Source organism: Enterococcus sp. AZ196, assembly GCF_050498845.1.
Classification (GTDB): domain Bacteria; phylum Bacillota; class Bacilli; order Lactobacillales; family Enterococcaceae; genus Enterococcus_A; species Enterococcus_A murrayae.
In genome coordinates this window covers 338,201-360,241 of sequence record NZ_JBIPAM010000001.1, presented here as the reverse complement: position 1 = coordinate 360,241, position 22,041 = coordinate 338,201, and the positions used below count along the sequence as shown (strand labels likewise).

Here is a 22,041-nt window from a genome sequence, read left to right as displayed (position 1 = left end):
GTAATACGGTTCTTCGACTTAATTTATTTTTACTCAGCTTCTTCGATGTCTTTAGCAATTTCCTCTAATTTAATTTCATTTTCTAAGTAATCAGCGTTCTCAGTTGGAAAATGCTGACGAAATTCTGCTAGCTCCATTAGTTTAACTTCCCCTTCCGCTAATTCAAAGTCTAAAACATGACCGCCGAACTTGCGATCATCACTGATAAAGTGCAAATGAAAGCCTGCCGCCGCGGCCCCGTGAAATAATCCCGGGGTAAAGAAACCCACGATCGTTCCGGTAATATCATCTGCTGCAAATTCAGGCTGATTCCGAGCGATCTCCACAAAACGTGGATAAGGCTTCACTTGTTTTGGTGCTACACGCACATGCATGCGTTTGAATGTGCCTTCTATTTTAACAGCCGCAAATAAATTGTGACTGATTCTTTCTAAAATAGCTGATTTTACAGTATCATCAGAAACAGCACTTAAAGAAAACTGATCGTCTGCTTCGAAATTTGTCACTGCCGCATAAGGCGTCATTTCACTACCAGATAATTGATTGATATTTCCTTGCTCATCTGCGTGATAGATGACACCATCTAAGAAGATAACTTCTCCATTCGATCCTTCCAACGTGCCTAGTCCAAAATCACCATAATTTGATAGGGTACCGATTTTTTCTGTGCCATCCATTAAATCCTGCATTAATCCCCCAAGCGTTCCATGCTGGTAGATATAACTTCTTGTCTTCACTGTCATTAGTAGTCCCTCCTGCTTCAGTTTTATCCATAAAGCATTGGTATCATCAGCTAAAAAAGCTGGAATAACAACGTATCGATCAGATCCATCTTAATAGAATTGATCCGGTAAGATCGTCTTGCCTAGTTCTTTGTTATCCGAGTAATTGATTGGAATATCGATGATCACAGGTCCATCGGTTGCCAACCCTTCGTGAATGGCTGCTTCTAATTCACTTTTTGATGTTGCACGCAACCCTTTCGCGCCAAAGGCTTCTGCATATTTCACGAAATCAACTGGACCAAAATGAACGCCTGACGAGCGGTCATACTTCATTTCTTCTTGAAACTCAACCATGTTATAGCTGCCGTCATTCCAAATCAAGTGAATGATTTTTTGCTTCAAGCGGACAGCAGTTTCTAATTCTTGTCCTGAGAATAAAAAGCCGCCATCTCCAGAAATAGAAAAAATTTGAGTATTTGGTCTTACCAATGCCGATGAGATCGCCCACGGTAAAGCAACTCCTAGAGTTTGCATCCCATTACTAAATAATAAATGACGAGGTTCATAGCTGCGGAAGTGACGAGCCATCCAGATATAGTGGCTGCCGACATCGACAGTTACTGTCATTTCGTCTGTGACATTTTTTTGCAAAGTATCGATCACCTCTAACGGGTGTACACGTCCTTCAACCGTTTCACTTTTTTGCTTTCCATTTGTTAGTTTTTCTTGCAGTGTTGATAAATAGTGTTCCGCATCTGCTGATAATTGATACGTAACGATTTTTTCACTCAGTTTTTCAATCGTTTTAGCGATACTGCCGATCAACTCCGCTTCTGGCTGCATGTATTGATCAATTTCCATTGGCACTTCATCAATGACCACAACACGTGCATCCTTTTCAGCATTCCAGTTTCGTGCTTCATATTCAATTGGATCGTAGCCGATTGCTAAAACTAAATCACTGCGCTTCAACAGCATGTCTCCTGGTTGATTGCGGAATAAACCGACCCGACCAAAGAAATGGTTTTCTAATTCGCGAGAAATGATTCCTGCTCCCTGGAAGGTTTCTACTACAGGCAATCCTGTTTTCTCAACTAATTTGCGAATCGCAGCTGTCTCCTTTTTACCAGAAGCACGCATTCCAACTAATAATGTTGGCAATTTTGCCTCGTTGATTCGTTTTACTAGATCAGCAATATCTTCATCAGAGGCAGAGCCTAGAATCGGTGCAGATAATGGCTTGATTGCTTCGCCATTAACAGCTCCGTCAGTCACGTCTTGGGGAATCGACAAAAAGCTTGCGCCCTTTTTAGCCGTCTTAGCAATACGATAAGCATTCGCGATGCTTTCAGACAATATTTCTGGATCTTGAATTTCAGAGCTATATTTTGTGATTGGCGCGAACAACGCCGCATTATCCATGCTTTGATGGGTCAATTTGGAAAGGTCGGAACGCTTCACCTGTCCTGCTAAAGCTAAAACAGGATCTCCCTCGGCTGTTGCAGTAACTAAGCCAGTTGCCAAGTTGCTTGCTCCAGGCCCGCTCGTTGCGATCACAACGCCTGGTTCTCCAGTCAAACGACCGATAGCCTGTGCCATAAAGGCCGCATTTTGCTCGTGACGAGCCAAGATTAATTGTGGCCCGTGATCTTCTAATGTATCGAACACACCATCGATCTTAGCACCAGGAATGCCAAAGACAAACGGTACATTATGATTTTCTAAACTATTAACAATGATTTCTGAACCTTTAACGCTCACTGTATTACATCTCCTTAAAATCTGTATCACTTACATTTGATAATATAGCACCATTACGTTTATTTATCAACAATGAAACATCAACGATAATTGTTTTATCAAAAAACAAAAAAAGAAGTCTCATTTCTGAGACTTCTGCACTTATTCCGGAAAATTGAATTCAGCTCCCCAGTCAAAGCCTCCGGAGCTTTCAAAGCTTTGGGGCCAATGTGCACACCAATCAGGTCCTTTAAAGCTTTCTAATACATCAGAACTTGCTGTGTAAGGTTTAATATCTAAAATTGGACTGCCATCCTCCGCATCGAGATATTCAACGTACACTTTGTTCCCTTGGATATTGATTATTTTTGCGGCTGATAATGCGATCGGATTTGGTCTGACTGGTCCCCGCGTTGCGAAAGTCCCCAGCTCCTCTGGTCCGTTAGTATACGGTTTACTGACTGTCGTCCCGCGCAATTCAGGAATATCTAAGTGATGGAACCAATAGAGGACATAAAGATGACTGAAATCCTCCAGTCCAGTCAACCCATCTTGGTACTCAGGAAGCAGCTCCAAATAAACACCTGCATCTGTTTGTTTTACTTTACCGATTTCTTTGATTTCCATAATATCTCCTATCTCGGGATAAAACCTATCCTCAATCATATCCCCTAATTTTTTTGAGTCGCGACCTCTAATTAGAAGATAAATCCTCACGCTATGTGAGAGTCAAGGAGATTAATGGAATTTGTAATTCTGTCAGATATTCCTCTGGATTATTCGTATGCTCGGGACCTATATGACAAATTTGACGTGTGGTTTTTAACATTTGAAATTCTGGGTGTTCCTCCAGCCACTTGGCAAATGCTTGGTAGGCTTCAGGGAGCTGATGATAATTTCCCTCCACATAAAAAATTGCAGCATGGTCAATTTTTGGAAGCTGTTTCATTTGCAGCGGCTTCACTGCTTTTTTACTAGAGATAATTGCTACCTCCACATCTACGCCCTCTTCCAAGTATTCTTCATCGTGAAAAATCGTTAAACATTGATTCGAATCAGACGGAAAAGAGAGCCCTTGTTTTTTTAGCAATGACTGAAACTCTTCCCACAACAAGCCTTCATGATAAAAGCTTTTGATTTTTTTTCGCAAACTTATGACAGGAAAGGCTGGAATTTCTTTGATTTTTACCTGATAATTCCCTTTGTGCTGCATCCGTTGGATCATTTGCTGTATTTGTTGTTGGCGGAATTGATCACGCTGAATTTCTTTTTCAATTTCGCGATCTTTTTTTAGTAATGCTGCGGTAAAAATTTTGGGATCTTGCTGGATCAAGCTCTTGATTTCTTTCAAAGAAAACTTTAGCTCTCTTAGTAGAACAATTTGTGCTAAGACATCTAACTGTCTCACTGAATAGTAGCGATAGCCTGATTCTTCATCCACCAGCTTAGGATGAAGCAGATCGATCTCATCGTAGTGTCTCAGTGTGCGAATCGATACCTGTCCTAGCTGAGAAAATTCACCGATTTTGAGCAATAAAAACACCTCCATTGCCTATTATACCTATACTTTTGATTGTTATCAGTATAAATTTATGGGATAATAAATACGAACTCTCGTTCTTTTCGTTGCATTTTATTTTTGAAAAGAGGTAGACTATGCATTACAAGAAATATAAAACAATTTTGTCTGCGAAGAACGGCTTGAATCTCTTTCGTGGATGTACCCATGGCTGTATTTACTGTGATAGCCGCAGTGATTGTTATCAAATCAATCACACCTTTGAGGATATTGAAGTGAAGGCAAATGCGCTAGAGATTTTTGAACAAGAACTACAACGGCGGAGAAAACCTTGCATGATAGGGACAGGAGCAATGACTGACCCTTATATTCAATTAGAGCCACGGCTGAAGATCACGCAGGGCGCATTAGAATTGATCGATAAATACGAGTTTGGTGTGGCGGTCCAAACAAAATCATCTCGGATTTTGCGTGATCTGGATGTGCTGAAATCGATCAATCAAAAGACCAAAGCAGTTGTTGAAATGACCTTAACCACCTATGATGAAGACTTGTGTAAAATCCTGGAGCCCTATGTCTCAACGACTAGAGAACGATTTGAGACCTTGATGAAATTTAGAGAAGCAGAGGTGCCGACTGTGGTTTGGTTATCCCCAATCCTGCCATTTATCAACGACAGCGAAGAAAATTTACGCGGCATTTTAGATTATTGCATTCAGGCTGGAGTTAAGGGAATACTATGCTTTGGTTTTGGTGTGACGATGCGGGCCGGTAATCGGGAATACTTTTATCAGCAATTAGATAAATACTTTCCTGGCATGAAGAAAAAATACATGTATGCATTCGGTGAAAACTACGTCTGCAATAGCCCAAACAACGATCGATTGATGGAAATTTTTATCGAAACCTGTCAAAAGCATGGTATCCTTTGGAGGTCAGAAGAGGTGTTTCGCTACCTGCATGAATTTGAAGACAAACGCGAACAGCTATCCTTATTTTAAAAAATGAAGTAAAACGCTTGCTATGAAACTCGTTTCATAAATTATACTTCCCTTGTAAAGAAAAAAGGAGGAATTTTTTATGAATACGTATGTGAAAGTTCAGCATGATGAGACGCAAGAACATTTTCATGTTTCCCTGCATTTTTCTGAGGACCAATTGAAACTTGTACGAAGCCGCGGTTTTAAGCGGCCGATTATTCAAAATCTTCAGCTGGCTGAAATCAAGCATTTACTAATCAATGACCTGTTGGGCTGTCCCGTGGTTAGTTTCTTTTATCGTGACCGTCGATACACTTTTTACCAATTTGGACCTGCTGTTATTGAATATTTAAAAGAGCATTTAGCTGCTTAAAAAGTTTAGAAGAGGTGTCCCATGGCAAATATTCGCGATATTGCAAAAATCACTGGTTACTCGGTCTCAACCATTTCTCGTGTCATCAATCATCATCCCTACGTTGATGATACTAAACAAGCAAAGGTATTAGAGGTAATGGCTGAGCTAAACTATGTGCCCAATCGTTCCGCTCAAAATCTGAGTTATGGCAGAACCAAAAACATTGGTGTGATTCTGCCATTTGTCAATCATGACTATTACGATCAGATGCTCAGCGGAATCATGCAAGCGGCCTTTGACCATGGTTATCAAATCAGTTTATTACCGACAAACTATGATCAAGAATTAGAGAAACGCTATCTAGCTGAATTTTCTAAACGCGCATTTGACGGATTGATCGTTACGACGAAAGCAAACTCGATCAAGGTTTTTCTTGACTATCTGCAATACGGACCGATCATCTTTTGCGAAGAAATACCAAATGCCGATGTAAGCTGTGTCTATATCAATCTGAAAAAATCTATAAAAGAGGCTTTTTCCTATATGAAAGAAAAAGGCGTGAAAAATCCCGGCATGACTTTGGGACGAAGCAAGAACATTAGCCACAACTCCGAATTCTCCATCCAAAAAGCCAAGGAGGTTTATCCTGAGTTCGATGAGGGCAATATTTTTTGGGATTGCATCGTCGCAGAAGATGGTATCCAAGGCGCTGCGTTCTTTAAGAAACGAGAAGTTGATGGGATTTTGACTTTTGGTGACAGTATTGCTGCAACTATTTTGCAGCAACACAAGAGTGATAAGCCCTTAGTTATTGGCCGGGAAAATCTCTTGATCAGTGAAGTGATGGGATTTTCAACCATTGATCATCACTTAGCTGAATGTGGCAAAAAAGCTTTTGAAGCTTTCTACTACAACAAACACGAAAAAATTTGCATTCCGCATCATTTTATAAAGAGATAAGTCAAAAGCAGCTGGACTTTAAACATCCACCTGCTTTTTTGCTTGCGACTTTCCATTCGTTAAGTAAAATCAAAAAATACTTTTCTTTCTTAAAGCGACTGCCTAATCATTCACTCTTTTCGAAATCTCCGCTTATAATCTGACAACTTTATCACTGACCTTTTTTACAAAATAATCGTCATGCTCAATCAGAATCAGCGTTGGTTTCACGCGCTGCAGTAACTCCAGAATTTGCTTTTGGTTGAAGACATCAAGATAGTTTAACGGTTCGTCCCAAATATATAGATTAGCTGTTTGGGATAAAGATTTTGCCAGTTCTACTTTCTTGCGTTGCCCCATACTCATGTCTTGAATCCGATTAGCAAAGACTTGCCGCTCCATTCCTAGTTTACGCAGGTTATTCAAAAATTGAGAATAATCCAATCCCTCTTTTTCCGCAAAGGCCTCTAAAGTTCCTTGATTGCTTTCATAATTTTGGCGTATACGGCTGATAGTTAATCCGTTCACTCGTTGGATCACTCCTGTTATTTCCCCAGGAAATTCTCCTAACAGCGCTTGGATCAAAGATGTTTTGCCGCTGCCGTTTTTTCCAATAATCGTGAGACATTCACCTCGCAATAATTCAACGCTCTTCCCGCTAAATAATGTTCTATCAAAATAGCTTAAAGCTAAATCTTCTACCTGTATAATTCTCCGATGGTAATTTTCTTCATAGGAGATGGTCAAGGCGTCGACCGATTCAATATTTTTCAGCAGCTTTTCTTTCTCGCTGATTTGCCCTTCTACTCGTTGAACAATTGCTTTTGACCTTTTCATCATGCGGGCCGCATCTGCTCCTATCGCCCCAGGACTGACTCGGCGATATTCTGTATCAATAAATCCCTTGGGTTTATTTGTTTTATCCTTTTCACGAGAAAACGACCATTCTGCTTTTTCCCGTGCAGTCCTTTGTAGGCGGCTGATCTCTTTTTTCAATTTACTGTTTTGGGCCAGCTCATAAGCATCGCGCTGGGCCTTTTGTTCTTCGTAAGTTGAAAAATTTCCTTGATAAAGAATCAACTGACTTTTCTCAATTGCTAGGATATGGTCCACAGCCTGATTTAAAAAGCTTCGATCATGACTAACTAATATATACCCCTGCTGTTTTTTTCTAAGATAGTCAGCTACTAATTGTCGCCCTTTGATGTCTAAATGATTGGTCGGTTCATCGATCAGTGGAAAAGAATACTCATCCAAAAATAAGAGCGCCAAAAGAGCTTTGGTCTGTTCGCCTCCAGATAAGGTCGAAAATGGACGCCACAATATATCCAGATCACAGTTCAATAACGTCAGCTCTCGTTCTATTTTCCAAATCTCTAAATCCTCTTCTTCAGTTAGAGCAAAATAAGTTAATTGCGTAGGATCATTGATTTTTTTAGGGAAATATTTCATTTCAAGCTGGTGGACTGTCTGTCCTTGGTAAGGTAATTCTCCTCTCAGTAAATTCAGCAGTGTTGTTTTTCCGCGCCCATTGCGACCTACTAATCCAAGCTTCCAATCAGTAGCAATAGTTAGTTGGGCATCATCAAAAAGCAGTGTTCCCAGCCGATCATAACCAAACGTTAAATGATCAATTTTTATATTTGTCATAATAAACACCTCACTTTGGCTTCAAATGAAGCCAAAAAAGACCCAGTTATTTTCGAAAAACTGGGTCACAGAGCTATTTTTAGACAGTTCGACCAATAAGCAAATAAGCCGCTTCTGTATAAAAAGGAACCTCGATGATCATCCACCAATTTTTCGAAAATCTGCACACTGCTCCCTTAGTCTCCAGAGGTACAGTCTGAATGCAGCTTTTCTACTTCACTGATGAATCAATCATATGAGATCCCTCACTTTCCTTCTTCTATTTTTACGATATCACGAAAACGCTTTATCGTCAAAAAATCTTAAAAATGTCTGGTTGCTGAATAAGATTCCTGCATCTATTTCCCTCCGTGTTCCCAAATAATCCGACAAGAACACGTTGGAAATTCTTGTCTTACATCTCTCTTATTTCTTAATCGGCAGCCAGATTTCTAAGCATGCGCTATTCCCCAAGGTGAGATAGGTTTCCAGTTCTGGTCCGTCGATCTTTTGATATTCCGTTTGCGGCAGCCAAGTATTGAAAATCTGCTGCTGCAATTGGTAATACGCGTTTGAAACATTCTCTGTTTTACGATAATCGTAGGGATCGCTAACGAAAACAGCATACGTCTGTTTAGGAATTTCCAGCGTCAAATAGCTTGATGACGTCTTTAGATTCAAAACAAATCCTGTAAAATAATTCAGATAACCTGATTGTGGTTTTGCAGGATTTGCGACAGCAAAATAAGGCGCGCGTCTTAGACCAAAAAAGCTTTTTCGAGTGGCATCGCTCTCGGCAAAAGTTCTCAGCTCTTGATCCATAAAGAAGCTTTCCCAGTGCTTGCCAGTATTTCTAAAAAGATCATCCTCCAATTGATAGGCCGCCATTTTACCAACGATAGTGAAACTCGGCAGCTGCTCGATATGGTAGTTCAACATTTTCCCGCCATTTATCTGAATATCCAATCGAATCGGCGGAAAGAAATTGACGGCAGCTTCGATATCCTTGGCCTGACTAGGTGCAATGCCGTGGAATTTTGAAAACGCCCGATTAAAAGCTGAACGGTTTGCATAGCCGCACCGTTCAGATATCTCGTCAATCGGAATTCCTTTTCGCAATAATTCGACCGCTTCTGACAGACGCCGGTAACGCAAATAATTCGAAAAGGAATAACCCGTTAAATAAGTGAAGAAACGGTGGAAAGTATATTCCGAAAGCAACGCCTGCTTTGCTAATTGCTTCAGTGAAATGGCTTCAAATAAATGATTTTCTATATAAGCCAAGGTGCTTGAAAAACGCTCAAGATCTTTTGACATGAAACTCCTCCTGTAAACTCTCTTTTATAAGAATAGCATATCAAGGAGAAGCTGCTAAACTTTTCTAAACTTATGCTGAGTCGATTATTTTTTTCTTACTGGTACCCAAATTTCGATGTCATCGCCACGCCCATAAACTTCAAGATCCGGACCACCGGAAATCATCTCACCTGTCATATAGCCTTCATTTAACAATTCATATTCCGTTGACTGCGGTGCCCACTTAGACACGATCGCAAATTGCGTTTTTCCGGAAGTTTTTCGCGTACAAGGAAAAACTGCCCACATATTTGCCGGCACCTCAACTTCATATAAATCCGATGGTGTATCATTCGTAGTTGCAACAGCAATATAATAATCAAACTTTTGTGCATCTGTATCATCCACATTATAAAAACTAGCTCCAATCAATCCAAATGGTTCGTGATTGATCATTGGTAAAAGTGACTCCTGTTTGCCGGCAGAAACGATCTCATTCCAAAATGCCGGGCAGTCCTTCATCCCTTGACGATTCGCATTCGTCGATTCCTTTTTAAAACCTACTAGCTTAAAGCTCGCTAATTCAACAATCCGATGTTCCATAGTAAATCCCTCGCTTTCTTTTCTTCACTATAGCAAAACAAGCTTGATTTCCTTTTACCCTTTTTGAAGCAAAAAAAGAGAAGGACCTTGACTTGGTAAAATTTAACTTTTTTAAAATAACACTTGATTATGATTTTTAATGCACTTACTCTAAGTATAGAAGGCGCCTTCGGAAATGGAGGAACACAATGAACGAAGAGAAATTCAAACCGATTCAACAAAAAATCAAGACAGACTATCAGAATATTACTGGGATTATTGTGCAAAAAAATGATCAGCTGCTTTATGAAGAATATTTTAACAACTGCGATGCATCTAGTAAGATCCATGTCTATTCAATCACCAAAAGTATCCTGTCACTATTATTAGGAATTGCTCAAGAACAAGGCTATCTTAATGAACTGGACCGTCCGATAGTAAGTTATTTCCCAGATTATCCAACAAAAAACACGACGATCAAAAACATTACATTGGAAAATTTAATAACTATGACCGCACCCTTCAAATATAAGTCCGGCCCTCTTGCATATATCAAATATTTCATGAGCAAAGACTGGGTCAAGTTCACCTTAAAGCAACTAGGTGGAAAGCAGCAAATCGGCGAATTCAATTATACGCCATTGATAGGACCTGATCTTCTATCCGCCGTCCTTTCACGCTCCACGAATCAGAATGTCCTCGACTTTGCTCGAAGAGAATTATTCGAGCCCTTAGGTATTGATGTCGAAAAAACGATCTATTTGAAATCCGCCAAAGAGCAAATGGCCTTTAATCAATCGACTACCTCAAATGGCTGGGTCGCAGATAATACTGGATTGAATGCTGGTGGCTGGGGGTTAACGCTGACTACACGCGAACTGGTAAAAATCGGCAGGTTAATCTTGAATCAAGGCAGCTGGAACGGACAACCGATCGTTCCGAAAAGCTGGCTAACAATGATGCAGAAAAAGCACTCTTGTTGGGAACAGGAACAGCTTGATTATGGCTACTTATGGTGGATCATTGATCCTATAAAACCAATTATTGCCGCGATGGGAGACGGTGGCAATGTCATTTATATTGACCATGAACAAAAGCTAATCATCACAATTACCGCTTTATTCAAAGAAAATGTTTATGATCGTGTTGATTTTATTCAACAAGAAATTTTGCCGCTGATATAGAAAAAATCAAGCAGTTTTGCGACTGCTTGATTTTTTAATAGTGTCCCATTGTTAACAATTTGTTGACTGTATTCGCATTGCGGATAGTCACATGATTATTGACTGAAGAGCTGGCAATTTTTGACCAACGTGCCTTATTGAACGTTTTCCGAGGCGCTGACCAAAAAATAACTTCGCCATAATGAGCGATTCGCTCATACTCCATTTTTGGTTCTCCTACTGCAGCAAAAACGTCTGATACGGTTATGGGAGCGATCATAAAGATCGCATAATGAATGGTTTCTTTTTCCTGTCCCCACCAGTCAGGCGCATGCTTTACTGTCTCGACCAAATCTTCAACCGCCATGACGGCAACTGGAATCGTTAAATCGAACCTCTCAGAGATGACGGCTTCACATTTTAAAATTAGTTCTGACTTGTCTTCACTTTCGCTGGAAAATAGCACATTTCCGCTATTGATATATGTCGAAACCTCAGAGAAGCCAATTTCTTCAAACGCGTTTTTCAATACGGGCATTGCAACTTTATTTTTGCCGCTGACATTGATCCCACGCAAAAGTGCAATATATTTTTTCAATTTTCTCCCTCACACTGAAGCCAATAATTTCTTCAACACTTTTTTATTCAACATGTGGACCGTTAAGAATTTTCCTTGATGATAAACGGCCCAATTGTTGAATATTCCCGGCTGGTGTTTTGCTTTTTCAAGGCTGTCGACTGGAACCAACCTCAACGGAATGTTTGCTTCTTCGCAGTATTCCTGCGCCTCTTTTAAACCATTTGGGATAAATGGGCATTGCTGTCCATAAAAAATCGTTAGTTCTTGTTCGTCAATGGTTTGCTTTCTGGCTGTTTCCGAAAAAGCTGGTACTGTTCCGTCAAACGACAGTGCCAGGAGCTCAAAGCCGCCGGCGATTTGATCAACAACTTGAAAACCACTTTTTTCAACAAACTTTTTATCGGTTAAAAAGGGAGTCTTCTTTTTTGAACTAATCACGCATACTCCAGCTTTATTTTGTTTTTTGGCATCCTCTAAGCAATAATTCAGCAGATTTTTTCCGTGACCTTGGCCCTTGAAGCTGCCAGAAACCCACAAACAATAAATATATAAATAGTTCTCACCAACAACAGGAACCCAGGCAGTTTCTAAAGGGGCATATTCAATAAAAACCTTCCCATTCGCATCCAGCTTCCGAAATACATGCCCTTCTGTCAAACGTTCATCGAGCCAGTTTCTTTTTGTATCAACACCAGCTTGATGCTTTTTCCCTGAGATTGCGCAACACAGATGCTCATCCGCAATAGTTTCTTTTGTTAAATTCACATATTCTATCATCCAATCCCTCCTTCATCCTATTGCTTCAAGTATAGCATTAAGTCAGCTTCTCTCTTCTTCAAAAATTTTATTTTCCTACTATAGTAAAAGAGGGCCTCAAGCGAAGCACCTCTTCTTTCAAATCTGTTTATTCGTCTTTCAGCTCGTTCGAAATCAGCTCTCCTAAGATTTTAAAGCCAGCTTCAATCCTTTCCTCATCCATGCAAGAAAAGTTCAAGCGCATCGTATTGTATCTAGGGTTTTCTGCATAAAACGATTCACCGCTGACAAAGGCTACGTTTTGTTCGAGACTTTTTTGCAATAAATCAGTGGTATTGATACTCTCCGGCAACTCCAGCCAGATAAAGAGCCCTCCTTTAGGATGCGTATACTGAATATTTTTAGGGAAATATGTTTCAATCGCAGAAATTGCCGCATCCCTTCGTAAACGATATACCTGAATCAGCCTGCTGATATGCTCATCGATAGCATGATCCTGAATAAACTGAAAAATTTGCCTTTGGGCGAAGGTATTGCTTTGCAGATCTGTACTTTGTTTAATCAAAACCAGCTTCTCGATCACTTTTGAATCCGCCGCAATCCAACCGATTCGCAGACCGGGACAAAGAATTTTCGAGAAGCTTCCAGTCCGGAGCACATTCTCGGATTGAGGAAAGCTGAACATCGGTGGCGTTGCTTCCCCTGAATAACGCAATTCTTCATAGGGCGCATCTTCAATAATTGCCACGTCGTATCGATTCGCTACAGCCAAAATCTGCTTCTTCCGTTCTAAAGACCATGTTTTCCCTGAAGGATTCTGGAAGGTCGGAATTGCATAAATCAATTTTACGTTCGCAGTACTTGCCAAGAGATGTTCCAGATCACTGACAATCATACCTTCCTCATCTGTTTGAACTTCCAGAATGTGACCCTCAAATGTTTTAAAGACATTCAAGGCGGACAAATACGTGGGGCTTTCACATAAAACGACATCGTCCTTATTGATCAACAGCTTTCCTATCAAATCTAACGCTTGCTGAGAGCCATGGGTAATCAAAATATTATCCGCTGTCAGCTTCGTTCCAATTCGGCTATTTTCACGCTCGGCGATCCATTTTCTAAGAGGAGCAAAACCTTCTGTTGCAGAATATTGCAGGGCCTTTTCACCATCATTTTCCAAAACAGTCATACAAGCGGCAGCCATTTGTTCGATTGGAAAAAGCTCCGCTGCCGGTAATCCTCCCGCAAAGGAAATGATTTCCGGTCGATCCGTGACCTTCAACAATTCACGTATTTCTGAAGCATTCAATTTTCCCATTCGATCGGCATATTTCATAATTAATCTTCCTTTAATTTTCTTCTCATTCTATCGCAATTTTCATTTATAGTAAACAATAAGAAAGCAGAAGCATAAAAAATACTTCTGCTCTCAACTCTTATTCTAGTTTTTTCTTTACAAATAAAGGCTATCGCCGGATTGATTCCCCAATCCCGGGTGTTTATCAAATCTTACGACACCAACAACTGCCTTCTCTCCAACCGCTTCAACAATTTTAGCTGTTCCCAAGTGACCAAATCCGCCGCATAATTCGATTGCTTGAATACCAGCTTCAACTAGTTCTTTTGAAATTTCAACAGCTTCCTCGTAATCCACTACACCAACCGTAGTTAATTCAACTGCGGGTGTTGTCACAACTGAACGATCCTTTTTACCATCTGCACCTTCTGCTACAAAAATAAATGCTGCTTTTAACATATGAAACCTCCTTTATATTTTTAGTCCCTTTGTTAGCAGACTATTGGATTGTTTAAAGTGTGAGCACAAATTTTTTAGTATATACTTCATCATCCAGCAGCTCGATTGTAAAACCATGCTTATCAATGATTGCTTTGACGATTGCTAAACCTAATCCGCTGCCTTGAAAGTTCCGTTCGGTTTCATTCTCACTGACAAATGGGCGAAAGAGTTTTTCTCGGTCCTTTAGCGGAATCGCCGTTCCGTTATCAGCTAAGACAACTTTTGTCTGATTATTGTTTTCCGTGATTGAAATTGCCAATTTACTTTTCGGCGGATTATGCTTGCAGGCATTGATCAATAAATTATTAAACACACGCCGCATCTCCACCTTATCGATGCTCTTTATGATCGGCTCTTCCGGCAGGTCTAAAAGCAGTTCGATTTGCTGCTGCTCGATCAAGTCATAATTATCCGCGATAGCTTCTTTCAATAAATAATTCACTGCGTATTCTTGCCGCTTTAGGCTATATTCTGTGGAATTCAATTTTGTATATTGAAACATTAAATCTAACAGCTCATTAGCCGTCAACGATTTCTGATAAATAATCGAAGAGACCTCTGCTCGTTCCTCCGGCTCGACAATATCTTCACTTAAGGCTTTAGAAAAGCCTGAGATACTGGTTAAGGGGGTTTTCAGGTCGTGAGCAATATTGGCAAACAACGTATTCTGCTGCTTGGCAATTTTCTGACTTTGCTTTGCGATTTTTTTATTTAAGCTTCGATAAAACAAATAAGAAAAGCCGAAAATCGCAATGAGTTGAAATACTCCTCCGATAATCATTAAGAGCGCCTGATACTCCGATTCAAAGACAAGGATCTGCAACTGAGAAAAAAATTCCTCGATCAAGCCGCCAACGACCGAAAGTCCCAAAAAGTAGAGAATAAAAGAACGTAAAATCGCATTTCTAAGCTGTTTCATGGACAACCTCCAAACGATAGCCTAATCCTCGAATCGTTTTAATCCGCTCGTTTCCGATTTTTTCTCGCAGCTTGCTCATCATGACTCTCACGTTATTATCCCCTGCCAAAGGATCCTGCCATCCATGCTCGTAGATTTGTTCCTTAGTGAACACTCGACCCGGCTGTTCCATCAATAGCTTCAACACGCGAAATTCCACCGCTGTCAAAATGATCAGCTGTTCTTCAACATAAGCAGTACAAGCGTGAGTATCTAACGTCAAATTGCCGACTTTTAACTGATCCTGCCCTAATCCGCTGTTCACGCCTAATGAGTAATACCTCCGCAGCAGCGCCTTTACTCGAGCGATTGCTTCATGAGGGTCAAAAGGCTTTGTCAAATAATCATCGGCCCCGATCTCTAGTCCGAAAATCCGATCAGAGGCCTCGACCCGCGCCGAAATTACTAAGATTGGCAGTTTACTGGTTTTCCTGACAGTACGGATCAGTTCAAAACCGTCAACTTCCGGCATCATGATATCAACGATCAGCAGATCAATCTTCTTTTCCGCTAAAATTATCAACGCCTCACGACCATTAGCAGCCTCGTAATGGTTGATATCTTCGCTTTTTAAGTACATCTTTAGTAGTTTGATGATTTCCTTTTCATCATCCACATGCAAAATATTGTATACCATCAGTCCCCCTGCTTCCTGAGTTCGTCATCTAATTTTACCATAGTAACGTTTTCGGATTCGTACTTATTATTAGATTTCGACAGCTAAAACCTTCTCGTTGATTTTTTCTATGCGTTTCTCAAGCTTTTCATTCGTACAGTTTCCTAAATATAAGGTATCGACAATTTGACCGTCTTCCATGAACAGAACCTGCTCACTTTGCGCAGCTACCTTCACATCGTGAGTGACAATAACCACGGTCGTCCCATCTTCGTTTATTTTCAATAAGATATTCATGATTTCCTGAGCGGCTTTCGAATTCAAAGCTCCGGTTGGTTCATCGCCGAAAATAATAATCGGCTGACTCATCAACGCACGGCAGATTCCAGCTCTTTGCAGCTGCCCGCCAGATACCTGTGTGATTTTACGATCCTTCAGCTCTGCAATACCTACTTTTTCCATCAAGCCTTCTGCCCGCTTCACTTGCTCGGCGACCTGCTTTTTTCCTTTTAAGCTCGGCAAGATGATATTGTCAATAAGGGAAAGATTTTTCAGCAAGGTCGGCTGCTGGAAGACAAAACCCATTTGTTCCCTGCGGATATCAGCTAGCTGTTTTTCTGCCATTGTATCGATTTGCTGGTTATTAACGCTTATTTTTCCTGAATCAACCTTGTCCATTCCGCTAATCGCATAAAGCAGTGTAGATTTTCCTGAGCCAGAAGGACCCATGATTGCAACAAACTGCCCCATTTCAATTTGAATGTTCACGCTATTTAAAACAGTCACCTGTTCTTCTCCTTCACCAAAGCTTTTGATAATGTCTGTTCCATTTATGATTGTTTGCATTTTTTTCTCCATCCTTTTCTAGTCTTTAAAGTTTTCAGCGATTTCAATTTTCCCTGCTTGCACGGTTATCGATTTGGTGGCGAAATAAGTAACAACCAGCATCAAAATTGGACAGCCAAGATAAATCAGAGGACTTCCTGTTAATTGAATACTGACTCCGCCTAAAGCCGCCGATACTAAACCAGACATTGTTTTTCCAAGCGTCATGGCTAATAACGTTCCCGAGCCTAATCCAACGATTAAGACGGTCAGGCTTCTTGAAAGGTATTGCTTTCTAATTTCCTGGTTGGTGAAGCCCACTGCCTTCAATGTAGCGATTTCCTTTTTGTCCTTCACCAACAGCAGCTTCATGAATAAAGAAGTGATTAAGCCAGTGACCAGTAAGGCTACTAGCAAGGCCCCAATTGAAATCATCTTGACAGATTGTATCGTGGAACCAAAGGTTTGATCACGAAATTGTTCTGCATTGTTCATCTTGACAAAAGGCAGATCTTTCTTGTATTGCTTCATTTTTTGCGATACTTTATTTGAATCCTTTAGCTTGATCGAAATATCTGTCCAGATCGTCGGTGCAGTGGTATCTTCAAAAATTGCCTTGGCTGTCTTGCCGCCGTTGAATACATTCGCATAGATTCCGCAAACTATGAATGTTTCCTCGCGACCTTCTCTGACCAAAATGATCGAATCACCAATTTTTTTATTGTATTCCTCTGCATTAATCGTAGATATGGCAATTTGATTCATTTTACTCGGTGCTTTTCCCTGCAAGTAATCTACAGGAAATTTTTGATGATTTCCTAATTCAACGGACAGCACGCTGTCAGCATTGCCAGTTTCTTTGACATCAAAATTTTTCGTCGAGATTTTACTGAAAGTCTCAACATCTGGATCATTAGCCAAATAGCTTTCGATTTTATCCTGATTCTCAACGCTGTTGGTTGATTGATACAGGCTGGTGGCTATATCAACGTTATGACTGAATCCCAAGCTTTCCACGAACTTCTCAGAAGAAGAAGTATGATAGACCAATGCTGGAACGATCATAATAAAAGTCGATAGAATGAATACCAGCAGCATAGTCAAATAGATTTTTTTCCGATTCATAATATCGATGATTCCGATTCGTGTATCGGGTGATAAAAATGCTAATTTGCGGAGGTTAAAGCGTGTTTTAGTGTTAACCTTTTCGTTTGCTCCGCTGAAGCGAATCGCTTCAACCGCCGAAATCTTTTTAAAACGATTCAGCAATCTGAAAACATAAGCAATCATCAAAACCATTACTATAAATACACCTGCGATGGCCAAAACCCAGCTCAATCCTTCATTACTGCTTTCCCCCATGAATAGCTTAATATTTTTCAATAGAAGGTAACTTAATGGAATGGAAATGAGATAACCAAGCACACTGCCGATAACAGAGATCACCGCATATTTGGCCAAATAGATTTTTTTAATTTCCTTCAACTGCAGACCGATTGCCTTCATCACACCGATTTCTTTATAATCCTCCTCGATCTTTGACAACAGAGTGAAACGAATACACATAAATGTCATTAGAACCACCAGTAAGCTGATCAATAATAAAATGCCGATCATGATTCCATCTGACATAGCATTGCCCAATTTGAATAAGCGATGTGTGCCATTGGGTCCATTGACCTCTAAACCCGCTTTTTTATAGGCGGCCTCAAATTGATTCAGTTTACTTGGATCCTTCAATCGAAACTGAATGATGTACTCCAGCTTTCCTTTCGAAAAAAGCGCGTCGTAATCCTTTTGATGCAATAAAAAACGTTTTGATCCCGCCATTTGAGAGTTCATCGTTCCGTCACGTAAAAAGCCGTTGATTGTAAACGTCTTGCCAGCAATTTTTGCTTGATCTCCAATTTTGGCAAGCCCTTGCTTTTTGAAGGCTACCGGAACATACAGTTCACCCGGCTTCGGCTGAATAGGTTGATTGTCCATATCCAAAAAGTAATCAAGCTTTTTACTTTGAACCGCCAGTCCATTATCCTCCACACTGTCAGCAAAGCTATGCTCGCCAAGTTCAATATCTGATCCGTTAAGGTTTAAAAACTCAGCAATCTCATAATTTGCCACATTTCCATTCTCTTCAACAAATGTTGCCAAACGTTCTCGATCAACTGTGCCTGTGTGCATCTGCATATAGTGCGGCGATTGCGTCTTTTCCATCAAGGTGTCGATAGAACCTGCCAAATTCACACTCAAAATCGTTGCCAACGCCACTAACACAGCCGCTACCATAATAAACATGGTTGTTATTATGGTTATCAGCTTACTTTCTTTTACATCATTTTTTATAATCTTTCGATACATCATCCGTCACCCCTGCTCCTTTTTCCTTTGTCCTATCTCTACTATAAAGAAGGAGCCTTTCTCGAATGTACACGAAATATTAACCTAGTATTAAAATTTTATTTTTTAGGAAAAAAAGTTCTAAAAGACTCAATTAAAGATTATTATCGCTGGACTTAACGATCGAAAACTTTTTTTGCATTTGACTTTATAAATGACAAGTTTTTTTGAATTATTATTTAATAGAAAGAAATACCAAATTGTTTTCATTTTTTCGTTGTAAATTGGGTTCGACCTTTGCTTACTTGTTTGCTAGCATATTAATTGAAACAAGTTCATAAAAGAAATGGAGCAGCTGCCACATGGATAAAACTGATTTAGCAATTCTCGATATTCTTAAAAAGGACAGCCGACAATCAAGTAAAAAGATCAGCGAGATGGTCGATCTGTCAACTCCCGCAGTGATCGAACGACTGCGAAAGCTGGAAAACAGCGGTGTCCTCCAGCAATATACGATCAAAATGGATCGTAAGAAGCTTGGACAATCTATTCTTGCATTTATTTCAGTAAAATTAGACCGTACCGGCAATACAAATAACTTTAAAAATGTAATCACCAAGTATCCAGCTGTATTAGAATGCCATAAAGTCACTGGAGAGTACGACTATTTACTAAAAGTCGCAGCAACGGATCTTTCCCATTTGGAACACTTCCTCTTCCAAAAGTTAAAACAAGTTCGCGGAGTCGGTGAGACCCAAACGACGATCACCTTGGAAAATTTAAAAGAAGAAATCAATGGATCATTCATTGGACTTTAAGAAAGGAAACTTTTTTTTAGAATTTCTTTTCAAATCAAAAGAAAAAGGCCAAATTACTTGTAATTTGGAAAGTCCCATTGAGAAATTCCGTACAAAAATAGAGAACCGTCAAAAGGGCTAGTTGCCTCTTTGGCGGTTCTCTATTGATTCAATCCTGTGACATTACTCAGAGAGAAAAGGATCTTTTCCATCCTACTTTTAATGCTAAGCTGAATGGTTTCTTTTTTAATGGAGAACTAACATTGCAGAATCTATCGATAGATCTCCTCAAAAAAACCTGCGGAGTCAACCGCAGGCTTGCTTAAGCATTAATCATCCGTTTCACTTTCTAATACCTCTCCAGATTGGGCATTGATTTTAACTTCGGTTTCTTTATGACCATCCAAAACTTTGACTTCCCAATAAGTGGTACCCATTTCTTTGTCTAAGCTCCAGTCCGTCGCTTTCCCGCTGCCAACTTGTTTTGTGGCAATATCGGAAACTTCTTCAATACTTAACAGATTTTCTAAATCCAGCTTGTCTTCTTTTCTTTTCACGCCATCTTTGTCTTCCATGTCCAGATTTTCTTCACGCTCTTTAGAAACATCCTTCGTATCGGCATCTACTCGTACTTCATATTCCTTATTATCATCGACACCTTCAATTTTGTATAAATACTTGCCGAAAGAAGTTTCTAAATCAATAGAAGTGATATCGCTATCAGGATACGCTTCTTGATAAGACTTGATTGCATCGTCTACACTCACTTTGAAATTGGTGCTTGTCTCACTGCTCGATTGGCTTTGGCTCGTTTGACTGCTCTTTTGTGAACTGGTGCTTGAGCTATTTGAATCAGCTGGTTTTTCGCTGCAGCCAGCCAGCCCTGCTAGTAATGCAACAGATAAACCTAAAACAACTATTTTCTTCATAATGTTTTCCCCTTTTAACTTTATTTATACCATTTTATAACTTTGGATACAACTTTCCATCCGACTTTAGCCCTAAAACTTAACTAAAGCATCTCATTTCCCCTGTAATTTGTAAAACTTATAAGTTATTTCTCTGGAAACTATCAGCTTTTTTTGTCTAGTTGAGTCTACAAACCATAATATATTCTTCAGCAGTCTCAGTAATAATCTCAAAACCTACTTTTGTATACATTCTGAATGCATAATTCTCTTTTTGAACAGCTAAAGAGACCTGAGCGTACCCTTTCTCTTTTAATCGTTTCAACATCTCTCTCATCAAGGCAGTCCCAATACCATACCCTCGATATTGAGGAAGAAGGGAAATGGCAAACTCAGGGATCTGATCATCAATTGAACCAAATCCATCGATATTTCTGACCCACACCGCACCAACAACTTTCCTGTCAAATTCAGCGCAGAGGCACAAATCCTCCTGATAACTGCCAAAGTTTTTAATATAAACGTTGATAGCCGGCTCCTCGATTACATGACGCGAGATAGGATGCTCCTCGTCCTTCTGGAAAATGGCTTGATATAGAAACTCGGCCAGCAGCGGATATTCTGATGCCTCTAACTCTCGAATAAAATACTTCATCTTTTCCTCCATATCCTAAATCAAGAAACGAATCAACGCTAATACAGCTAAATGCAATGGATAAAAACCATAAAACCCCCATTTTACCCATTTTGGCGAGTATCCTCTTTCTCCGTTATAGGCAAATAGTAAAGGAATCACCAGCAACATACCTAGACCGGTAAACACTTGATAAAGCGGGATTGCTTGAGGAGCCGCCGAATGCATCATTAACAACATCACCGTCAAAAAAAATGTGGTATAAAGAATCGGCCACCAAACACCAATTTTACTGTTTTTCCATTTATAAAAGCCATAAATTAAAAACACACCGATCAACGACCAATCAGAAGTTATCGTCAGCACTGCAAAGAAAAAGGCAAGTACGTTTCTCAACAACGGTGATTTTACTCTCTCACAGCATACCATCAACAATAAACCCATCAAGAGTGTAAAAAAGATATTATTTACCAGTTCAAAAAGTCTAAAAGGATGATTACCTCCAAATAATAGATGGAAGGGATAAATAGAGAGCAGCCAGAAAAATGTCATCCTCCCTGCATATTTCTTTCTGTCATGTGTGTAATAGAAACCTTCCACTAACAGATAAGCCATGATTGGAAAAGTCAATTTGCCAATGAATTCTGTAAAGAAAAAAACAGCAGCAGACTGTTCATTAAGGCTAAAGCCGCTGCCGATATGATTTAGCAGCATCGCAATAATTGCAATCACTTTTAATTTGAATCCGTCAATTGATCGATTCATTTCACTCTTTCACTCCTTTATCATTCTTACTATGTTAAGTATGCCACAATCTCTGATTCGATTCCTGCTATGTCTGTAAAATTTATTATAAAATACTTTGCATATTAACTATCTTTATTATTTTCACTTAAGATTTTTT

23 protein-coding genes are annotated in these 22,041 nt (G+C 39.8%); 5 read left to right on the top strand and 18 right to left on the bottom strand.

Features of this window, described 5'->3' with window-relative positions; all coding sequences use genetic code 11:
- Positions 1-29: 29 nt before the first annotated feature.
- The 4 genes from budA to IGI67_RS01725 form a co-directional block, all read right to left on the bottom strand.
- A complete protein-coding gene (budA, locus tag IGI67_RS01740) occupies positions 30-743 on the bottom strand; it encodes an acetolactate decarboxylase (protein WP_207110318.1) in 714 nt (237 codons plus the stop codon).
- A gap of 90 nt (positions 744-833) precedes the next feature.
- Entirely contained in the window at positions 834-2,486 is a 1,653-nt protein-coding gene (alsS, locus tag IGI67_RS01735; RefSeq protein ID WP_429956560.1) for an acetolactate synthase AlsS, read from the bottom strand.
- Positions 2,487-2,627: 141 nt separating this feature from the next.
- A complete protein-coding gene (tsaA, locus tag IGI67_RS01730; RefSeq protein ID WP_429956559.1) occupies positions 2,628-3,092 on the bottom strand; it encodes a tRNA (N6-threonylcarbamoyladenosine(37)-N6)-methyltransferase TrmO in 465 nt (154 codons plus the stop codon).
- Between the two features lie 91 nt (positions 3,093-3,183).
- The gene (locus IGI67_RS01725; protein WP_429958599.1) at positions 3,184-4,008 is read right to left on the bottom strand and encodes a MerR family transcriptional regulator; all 825 of its coding nucleotides are present in this window, start codon (positions 4,006-4,008) and stop codon (positions 3,184-3,186) included.
- 113 nt (positions 4,009-4,121) lie between these two features.
- Here IGI67_RS01725 and IGI67_RS01720 point away from each other — a divergent pair, with 113 nt between their 5' ends.
- From IGI67_RS01720 to IGI67_RS01710, 3 genes are all read left to right on the top strand, one after another.
- Entirely contained in the window at positions 4,122-4,985 is an 864-nt protein-coding gene (locus IGI67_RS01720; protein ID WP_429956558.1) for an SPL family radical SAM protein, read from the top strand.
- 79 nt (positions 4,986-5,064) lie between these two features.
- On the top strand, positions 5,065-5,337 hold the full coding sequence (locus IGI67_RS01715; RefSeq protein WP_429956557.1) for a hypothetical protein: 273 nt from the start codon (positions 5,065-5,067) through the stop codon (positions 5,335-5,337).
- Positions 5,338-5,358: 21 nt separating this feature from the next.
- The gene (locus tag IGI67_RS01710) at positions 5,359-6,279 is read left to right on the top strand and encodes a LacI family DNA-binding transcriptional regulator (protein WP_429956556.1); all 921 of its coding nucleotides are present in this window, start codon (positions 5,359-5,361) and stop codon (positions 6,277-6,279) included.
- Between the two features lie 132 nt (positions 6,280-6,411).
- Here IGI67_RS01710 and abc-f read toward each other — a convergent pair whose 3' ends face one another.
- The 3 genes from abc-f to IGI67_RS01695 all read right to left on the bottom strand — a co-directional run bounded on the left by abc-f (position 6,412) and on the right by IGI67_RS01695 (position 9,786).
- Positions 6,412-7,908 (bottom strand): ribosomal protection-like ABC-F family protein, encoded by a 1,497-nt coding sequence (gene abc-f / locus IGI67_RS01705; protein ID WP_429956555.1) that lies wholly within the window; start codon positions 7,906-7,908, stop codon positions 6,412-6,414.
- Between the two features lie 405 nt (positions 7,909-8,313).
- Positions 8,314-9,204: an AraC family transcriptional regulator gene (locus IGI67_RS01700; protein ID WP_429956554.1), complete on the bottom strand. Its 891-nt coding sequence runs from the start codon at positions 9,202-9,204 to the stop codon at positions 8,314-8,316.
- Between the two features lie 84 nt (positions 9,205-9,288).
- Positions 9,289-9,786: a GyrI-like domain-containing protein gene (locus IGI67_RS01695; RefSeq protein WP_429956553.1), complete on the bottom strand. Its 498-nt coding sequence runs from the start codon at positions 9,784-9,786 to the stop codon at positions 9,289-9,291.
- A 188-nt stretch (positions 9,787-9,974) separates the two neighbouring features.
- Here IGI67_RS01695 and IGI67_RS01690 point away from each other — a divergent pair, with 188 nt between their 5' ends.
- Complete coding sequence (locus IGI67_RS01690) at positions 9,975-10,949, top strand: serine hydrolase domain-containing protein (RefSeq protein WP_429956552.1); 975 nt, start codon at positions 9,975-9,977, stop codon at positions 10,947-10,949.
- A 34-nt stretch (positions 10,950-10,983) separates the two neighbouring features.
- Here the strand turns inward: IGI67_RS01690 and IGI67_RS01685 are convergent, their stop codons facing one another.
- The 8 genes from IGI67_RS01685 to IGI67_RS01650 all read right to left on the bottom strand — a co-directional run bounded on the left by IGI67_RS01685 (position 10,984) and on the right by IGI67_RS01650 (position 18,819).
- A complete protein-coding gene (locus tag IGI67_RS01685) occupies positions 10,984-11,526 on the bottom strand; it encodes a DUF1697 domain-containing protein (RefSeq protein WP_429956551.1) in 543 nt (180 codons plus the stop codon).
- A 9-nt stretch (positions 11,527-11,535) separates the two neighbouring features.
- A complete protein-coding gene (locus IGI67_RS01680; RefSeq protein ID WP_429956550.1) occupies positions 11,536-12,285 on the bottom strand; it encodes a GNAT family N-acetyltransferase in 750 nt (249 codons plus the stop codon).
- Between the two features lie 127 nt (positions 12,286-12,412).
- The gene (locus IGI67_RS01675) at positions 12,413-13,600 is read right to left on the bottom strand and encodes a PLP-dependent aminotransferase family protein (protein WP_429956549.1); all 1,188 of its coding nucleotides are present in this window, start codon (positions 13,598-13,600) and stop codon (positions 12,413-12,415) included.
- A gap of 117 nt (positions 13,601-13,717) precedes the next feature.
- The gene (locus IGI67_RS01670) at positions 13,718-14,020 is read right to left on the bottom strand and encodes a DUF6506 family protein (RefSeq protein ID WP_207110773.1); all 303 of its coding nucleotides are present in this window, start codon (positions 14,018-14,020) and stop codon (positions 13,718-13,720) included.
- Positions 14,021-14,072: 52 nt separating this feature from the next.
- Positions 14,073-14,981: a sensor histidine kinase gene (locus tag IGI67_RS01665; protein ID WP_429956548.1), complete on the bottom strand. Its 909-nt coding sequence runs from the start codon at positions 14,979-14,981 to the stop codon at positions 14,073-14,075.
- Complete coding sequence (locus tag IGI67_RS01660) at positions 14,968-15,657, bottom strand: response regulator transcription factor (RefSeq protein WP_429956547.1); 690 nt, start codon at positions 15,655-15,657, stop codon at positions 14,968-14,970. Before IGI67_RS01660 ends, IGI67_RS01665 begins: the two co-directional genes overlap by 14 nt.
- A 69-nt stretch (positions 15,658-15,726) precedes the next feature.
- Positions 15,727-16,482 carry an ABC transporter ATP-binding protein gene (locus IGI67_RS01655; protein ID WP_429956546.1) on the bottom strand — a complete coding sequence of 252 codons (756 nt, stop codon included), beginning with the start codon at positions 16,480-16,482 and terminating at the stop codon, positions 15,727-15,729.
- An 18-nt stretch (positions 16,483-16,500) separates the two neighbouring features.
- On the bottom strand, positions 16,501-18,819 hold the full coding sequence (locus IGI67_RS01650) for an ABC transporter permease (protein ID WP_429956545.1): 2,319 nt from the start codon (positions 18,817-18,819) through the stop codon (positions 16,501-16,503).
- A gap of 341 nt (positions 18,820-19,160) precedes the next feature.
- Here IGI67_RS01650 and IGI67_RS01645 point away from each other — a divergent pair, with 341 nt between their 5' ends.
- Positions 19,161-19,616, top strand: a complete 456-nt coding sequence (locus IGI67_RS01645) for an Lrp/AsnC family transcriptional regulator (RefSeq protein WP_207110777.1) — start codon at positions 19,161-19,163, stop codon at positions 19,614-19,616.
- 308 nt (positions 19,617-19,924) lie between these two features.
- Here IGI67_RS01645 and IGI67_RS01640 read toward each other — a convergent pair whose 3' ends face one another.
- The 3 genes from IGI67_RS01640 to IGI67_RS01630 all read right to left on the bottom strand — a co-directional run bounded on the left by IGI67_RS01640 (position 19,925) and on the right by IGI67_RS01630 (position 21,902).
- Positions 19,925-20,524 carry a PepSY domain-containing protein gene (locus IGI67_RS01640; RefSeq protein WP_429956544.1) on the bottom strand — a complete coding sequence of 200 codons (600 nt, stop codon included), beginning with the start codon at positions 20,522-20,524 and terminating at the stop codon, positions 19,925-19,927.
- Positions 20,525-20,681: 157 nt separating this feature from the next.
- Entirely contained in the window at positions 20,682-21,158 is a 477-nt protein-coding gene (locus IGI67_RS01635; RefSeq protein WP_429956543.1) for a GNAT family N-acetyltransferase, read from the bottom strand.
- A 15-nt stretch (positions 21,159-21,173) separates the two neighbouring features.
- Positions 21,174-21,902 (bottom strand): TraX family protein, encoded by a 729-nt coding sequence (locus IGI67_RS01630; RefSeq protein WP_429956542.1) that lies wholly within the window; start codon positions 21,900-21,902, stop codon positions 21,174-21,176.
- Positions 21,903-22,041: the final 139 nt, after the last annotated feature.

Coding starts and splice junctions, on each gene's coding strand:
- budA (WP_207110318.1), bottom strand. CDS start 743: ATGACAGTGAAGACAAGAAGTTATATCTACCAGCATGGAACGCTTGGG.
- tsaA (WP_429956559.1), bottom strand. CDS start 3,092: ATGGAAATCAAAGAAATCGGTAAAGTAAAACAAACAGATGCAGGTGTT.
- IGI67_RS01720 (WP_429956558.1), top strand. CDS start 4,122: ATGCATTACAAGAAATATAAAACAATTTTGTCTGCGAAGAACGGCTTG.
- IGI67_RS01715 (WP_429956557.1), top strand. CDS start 5,065: ATGAATACGTATGTGAAAGTTCAGCATGATGAGACGCAAGAACATTTT.
- IGI67_RS01710 (WP_429956556.1), top strand. CDS start 5,359: ATGGCAAATATTCGCGATATTGCAAAAATCACTGGTTACTCGGTCTCA.
- abc-f (WP_429956555.1), bottom strand. CDS start 7,908: ATGACAAATATAAAAATTGATCATTTAACGTTTGGTTATGATCGGCTG.
- IGI67_RS01700 (WP_429956554.1), bottom strand. CDS start 9,204: ATGTCAAAAGATCTTGAGCGTTTTTCAAGCACCTTGGCTTATATAGAA.
- IGI67_RS01695 (WP_429956553.1), bottom strand. CDS start 9,786: ATGGAACATCGGATTGTTGAATTAGCGAGCTTTAAGCTAGTAGGTTTT.
- IGI67_RS01690 (WP_429956552.1), top strand. CDS start 9,975: ATGAACGAAGAGAAATTCAAACCGATTCAACAAAAAATCAAGACAGAC.
- IGI67_RS01680 (WP_429956550.1), bottom strand. CDS start 12,285: ATGATAGAATATGTGAATTTAACAAAAGAAACTATTGCGGATGAGCAT.
- IGI67_RS01675 (WP_429956549.1), bottom strand. CDS start 13,600: ATGAAATATGCCGATCGAATGGGAAAATTGAATGCTTCAGAAATACGT.
- IGI67_RS01670 (WP_207110773.1), bottom strand. CDS start 14,020: ATGTTAAAAGCAGCATTTATTTTTGTAGCAGAAGGTGCAGATGGTAAA.
- IGI67_RS01665 (WP_429956548.1), bottom strand. CDS start 14,981: ATGAAACAGCTTAGAAATGCGATTTTACGTTCTTTTATTCTCTACTTT.
- IGI67_RS01660 (WP_429956547.1), bottom strand. CDS start 15,657: ATGGTATACAATATTTTGCATGTGGATGATGAAAAGGAAATCATCAAA.
- IGI67_RS01655 (WP_429956546.1), bottom strand. CDS start 16,482: ATGCAAACAATCATAAATGGAACAGACATTATCAAAAGCTTTGGTGAA.
- IGI67_RS01650 (WP_429956545.1), bottom strand. CDS start 18,819: ATGTATCGAAAGATTATAAAAAATGATGTAAAAGAAAGTAAGCTGATA.
- IGI67_RS01645 (WP_207110777.1), top strand. CDS start 19,161: ATGGATAAAACTGATTTAGCAATTCTCGATATTCTTAAAAAGGACAGC.
- IGI67_RS01640 (WP_429956544.1), bottom strand. CDS start 20,524: ATGAAGAAAATAGTTGTTTTAGGTTTATCTGTTGCATTACTAGCAGGG.
- IGI67_RS01635 (WP_429956543.1), bottom strand. CDS start 21,158: ATGAAGTATTTTATTCGAGAGTTAGAGGCATCAGAATATCCGCTGCTG.
- IGI67_RS01630 (WP_429956542.1), bottom strand. CDS start 21,902: ATGAATCGATCAATTGACGGATTCAAATTAAAAGTGATTGCAATTATT.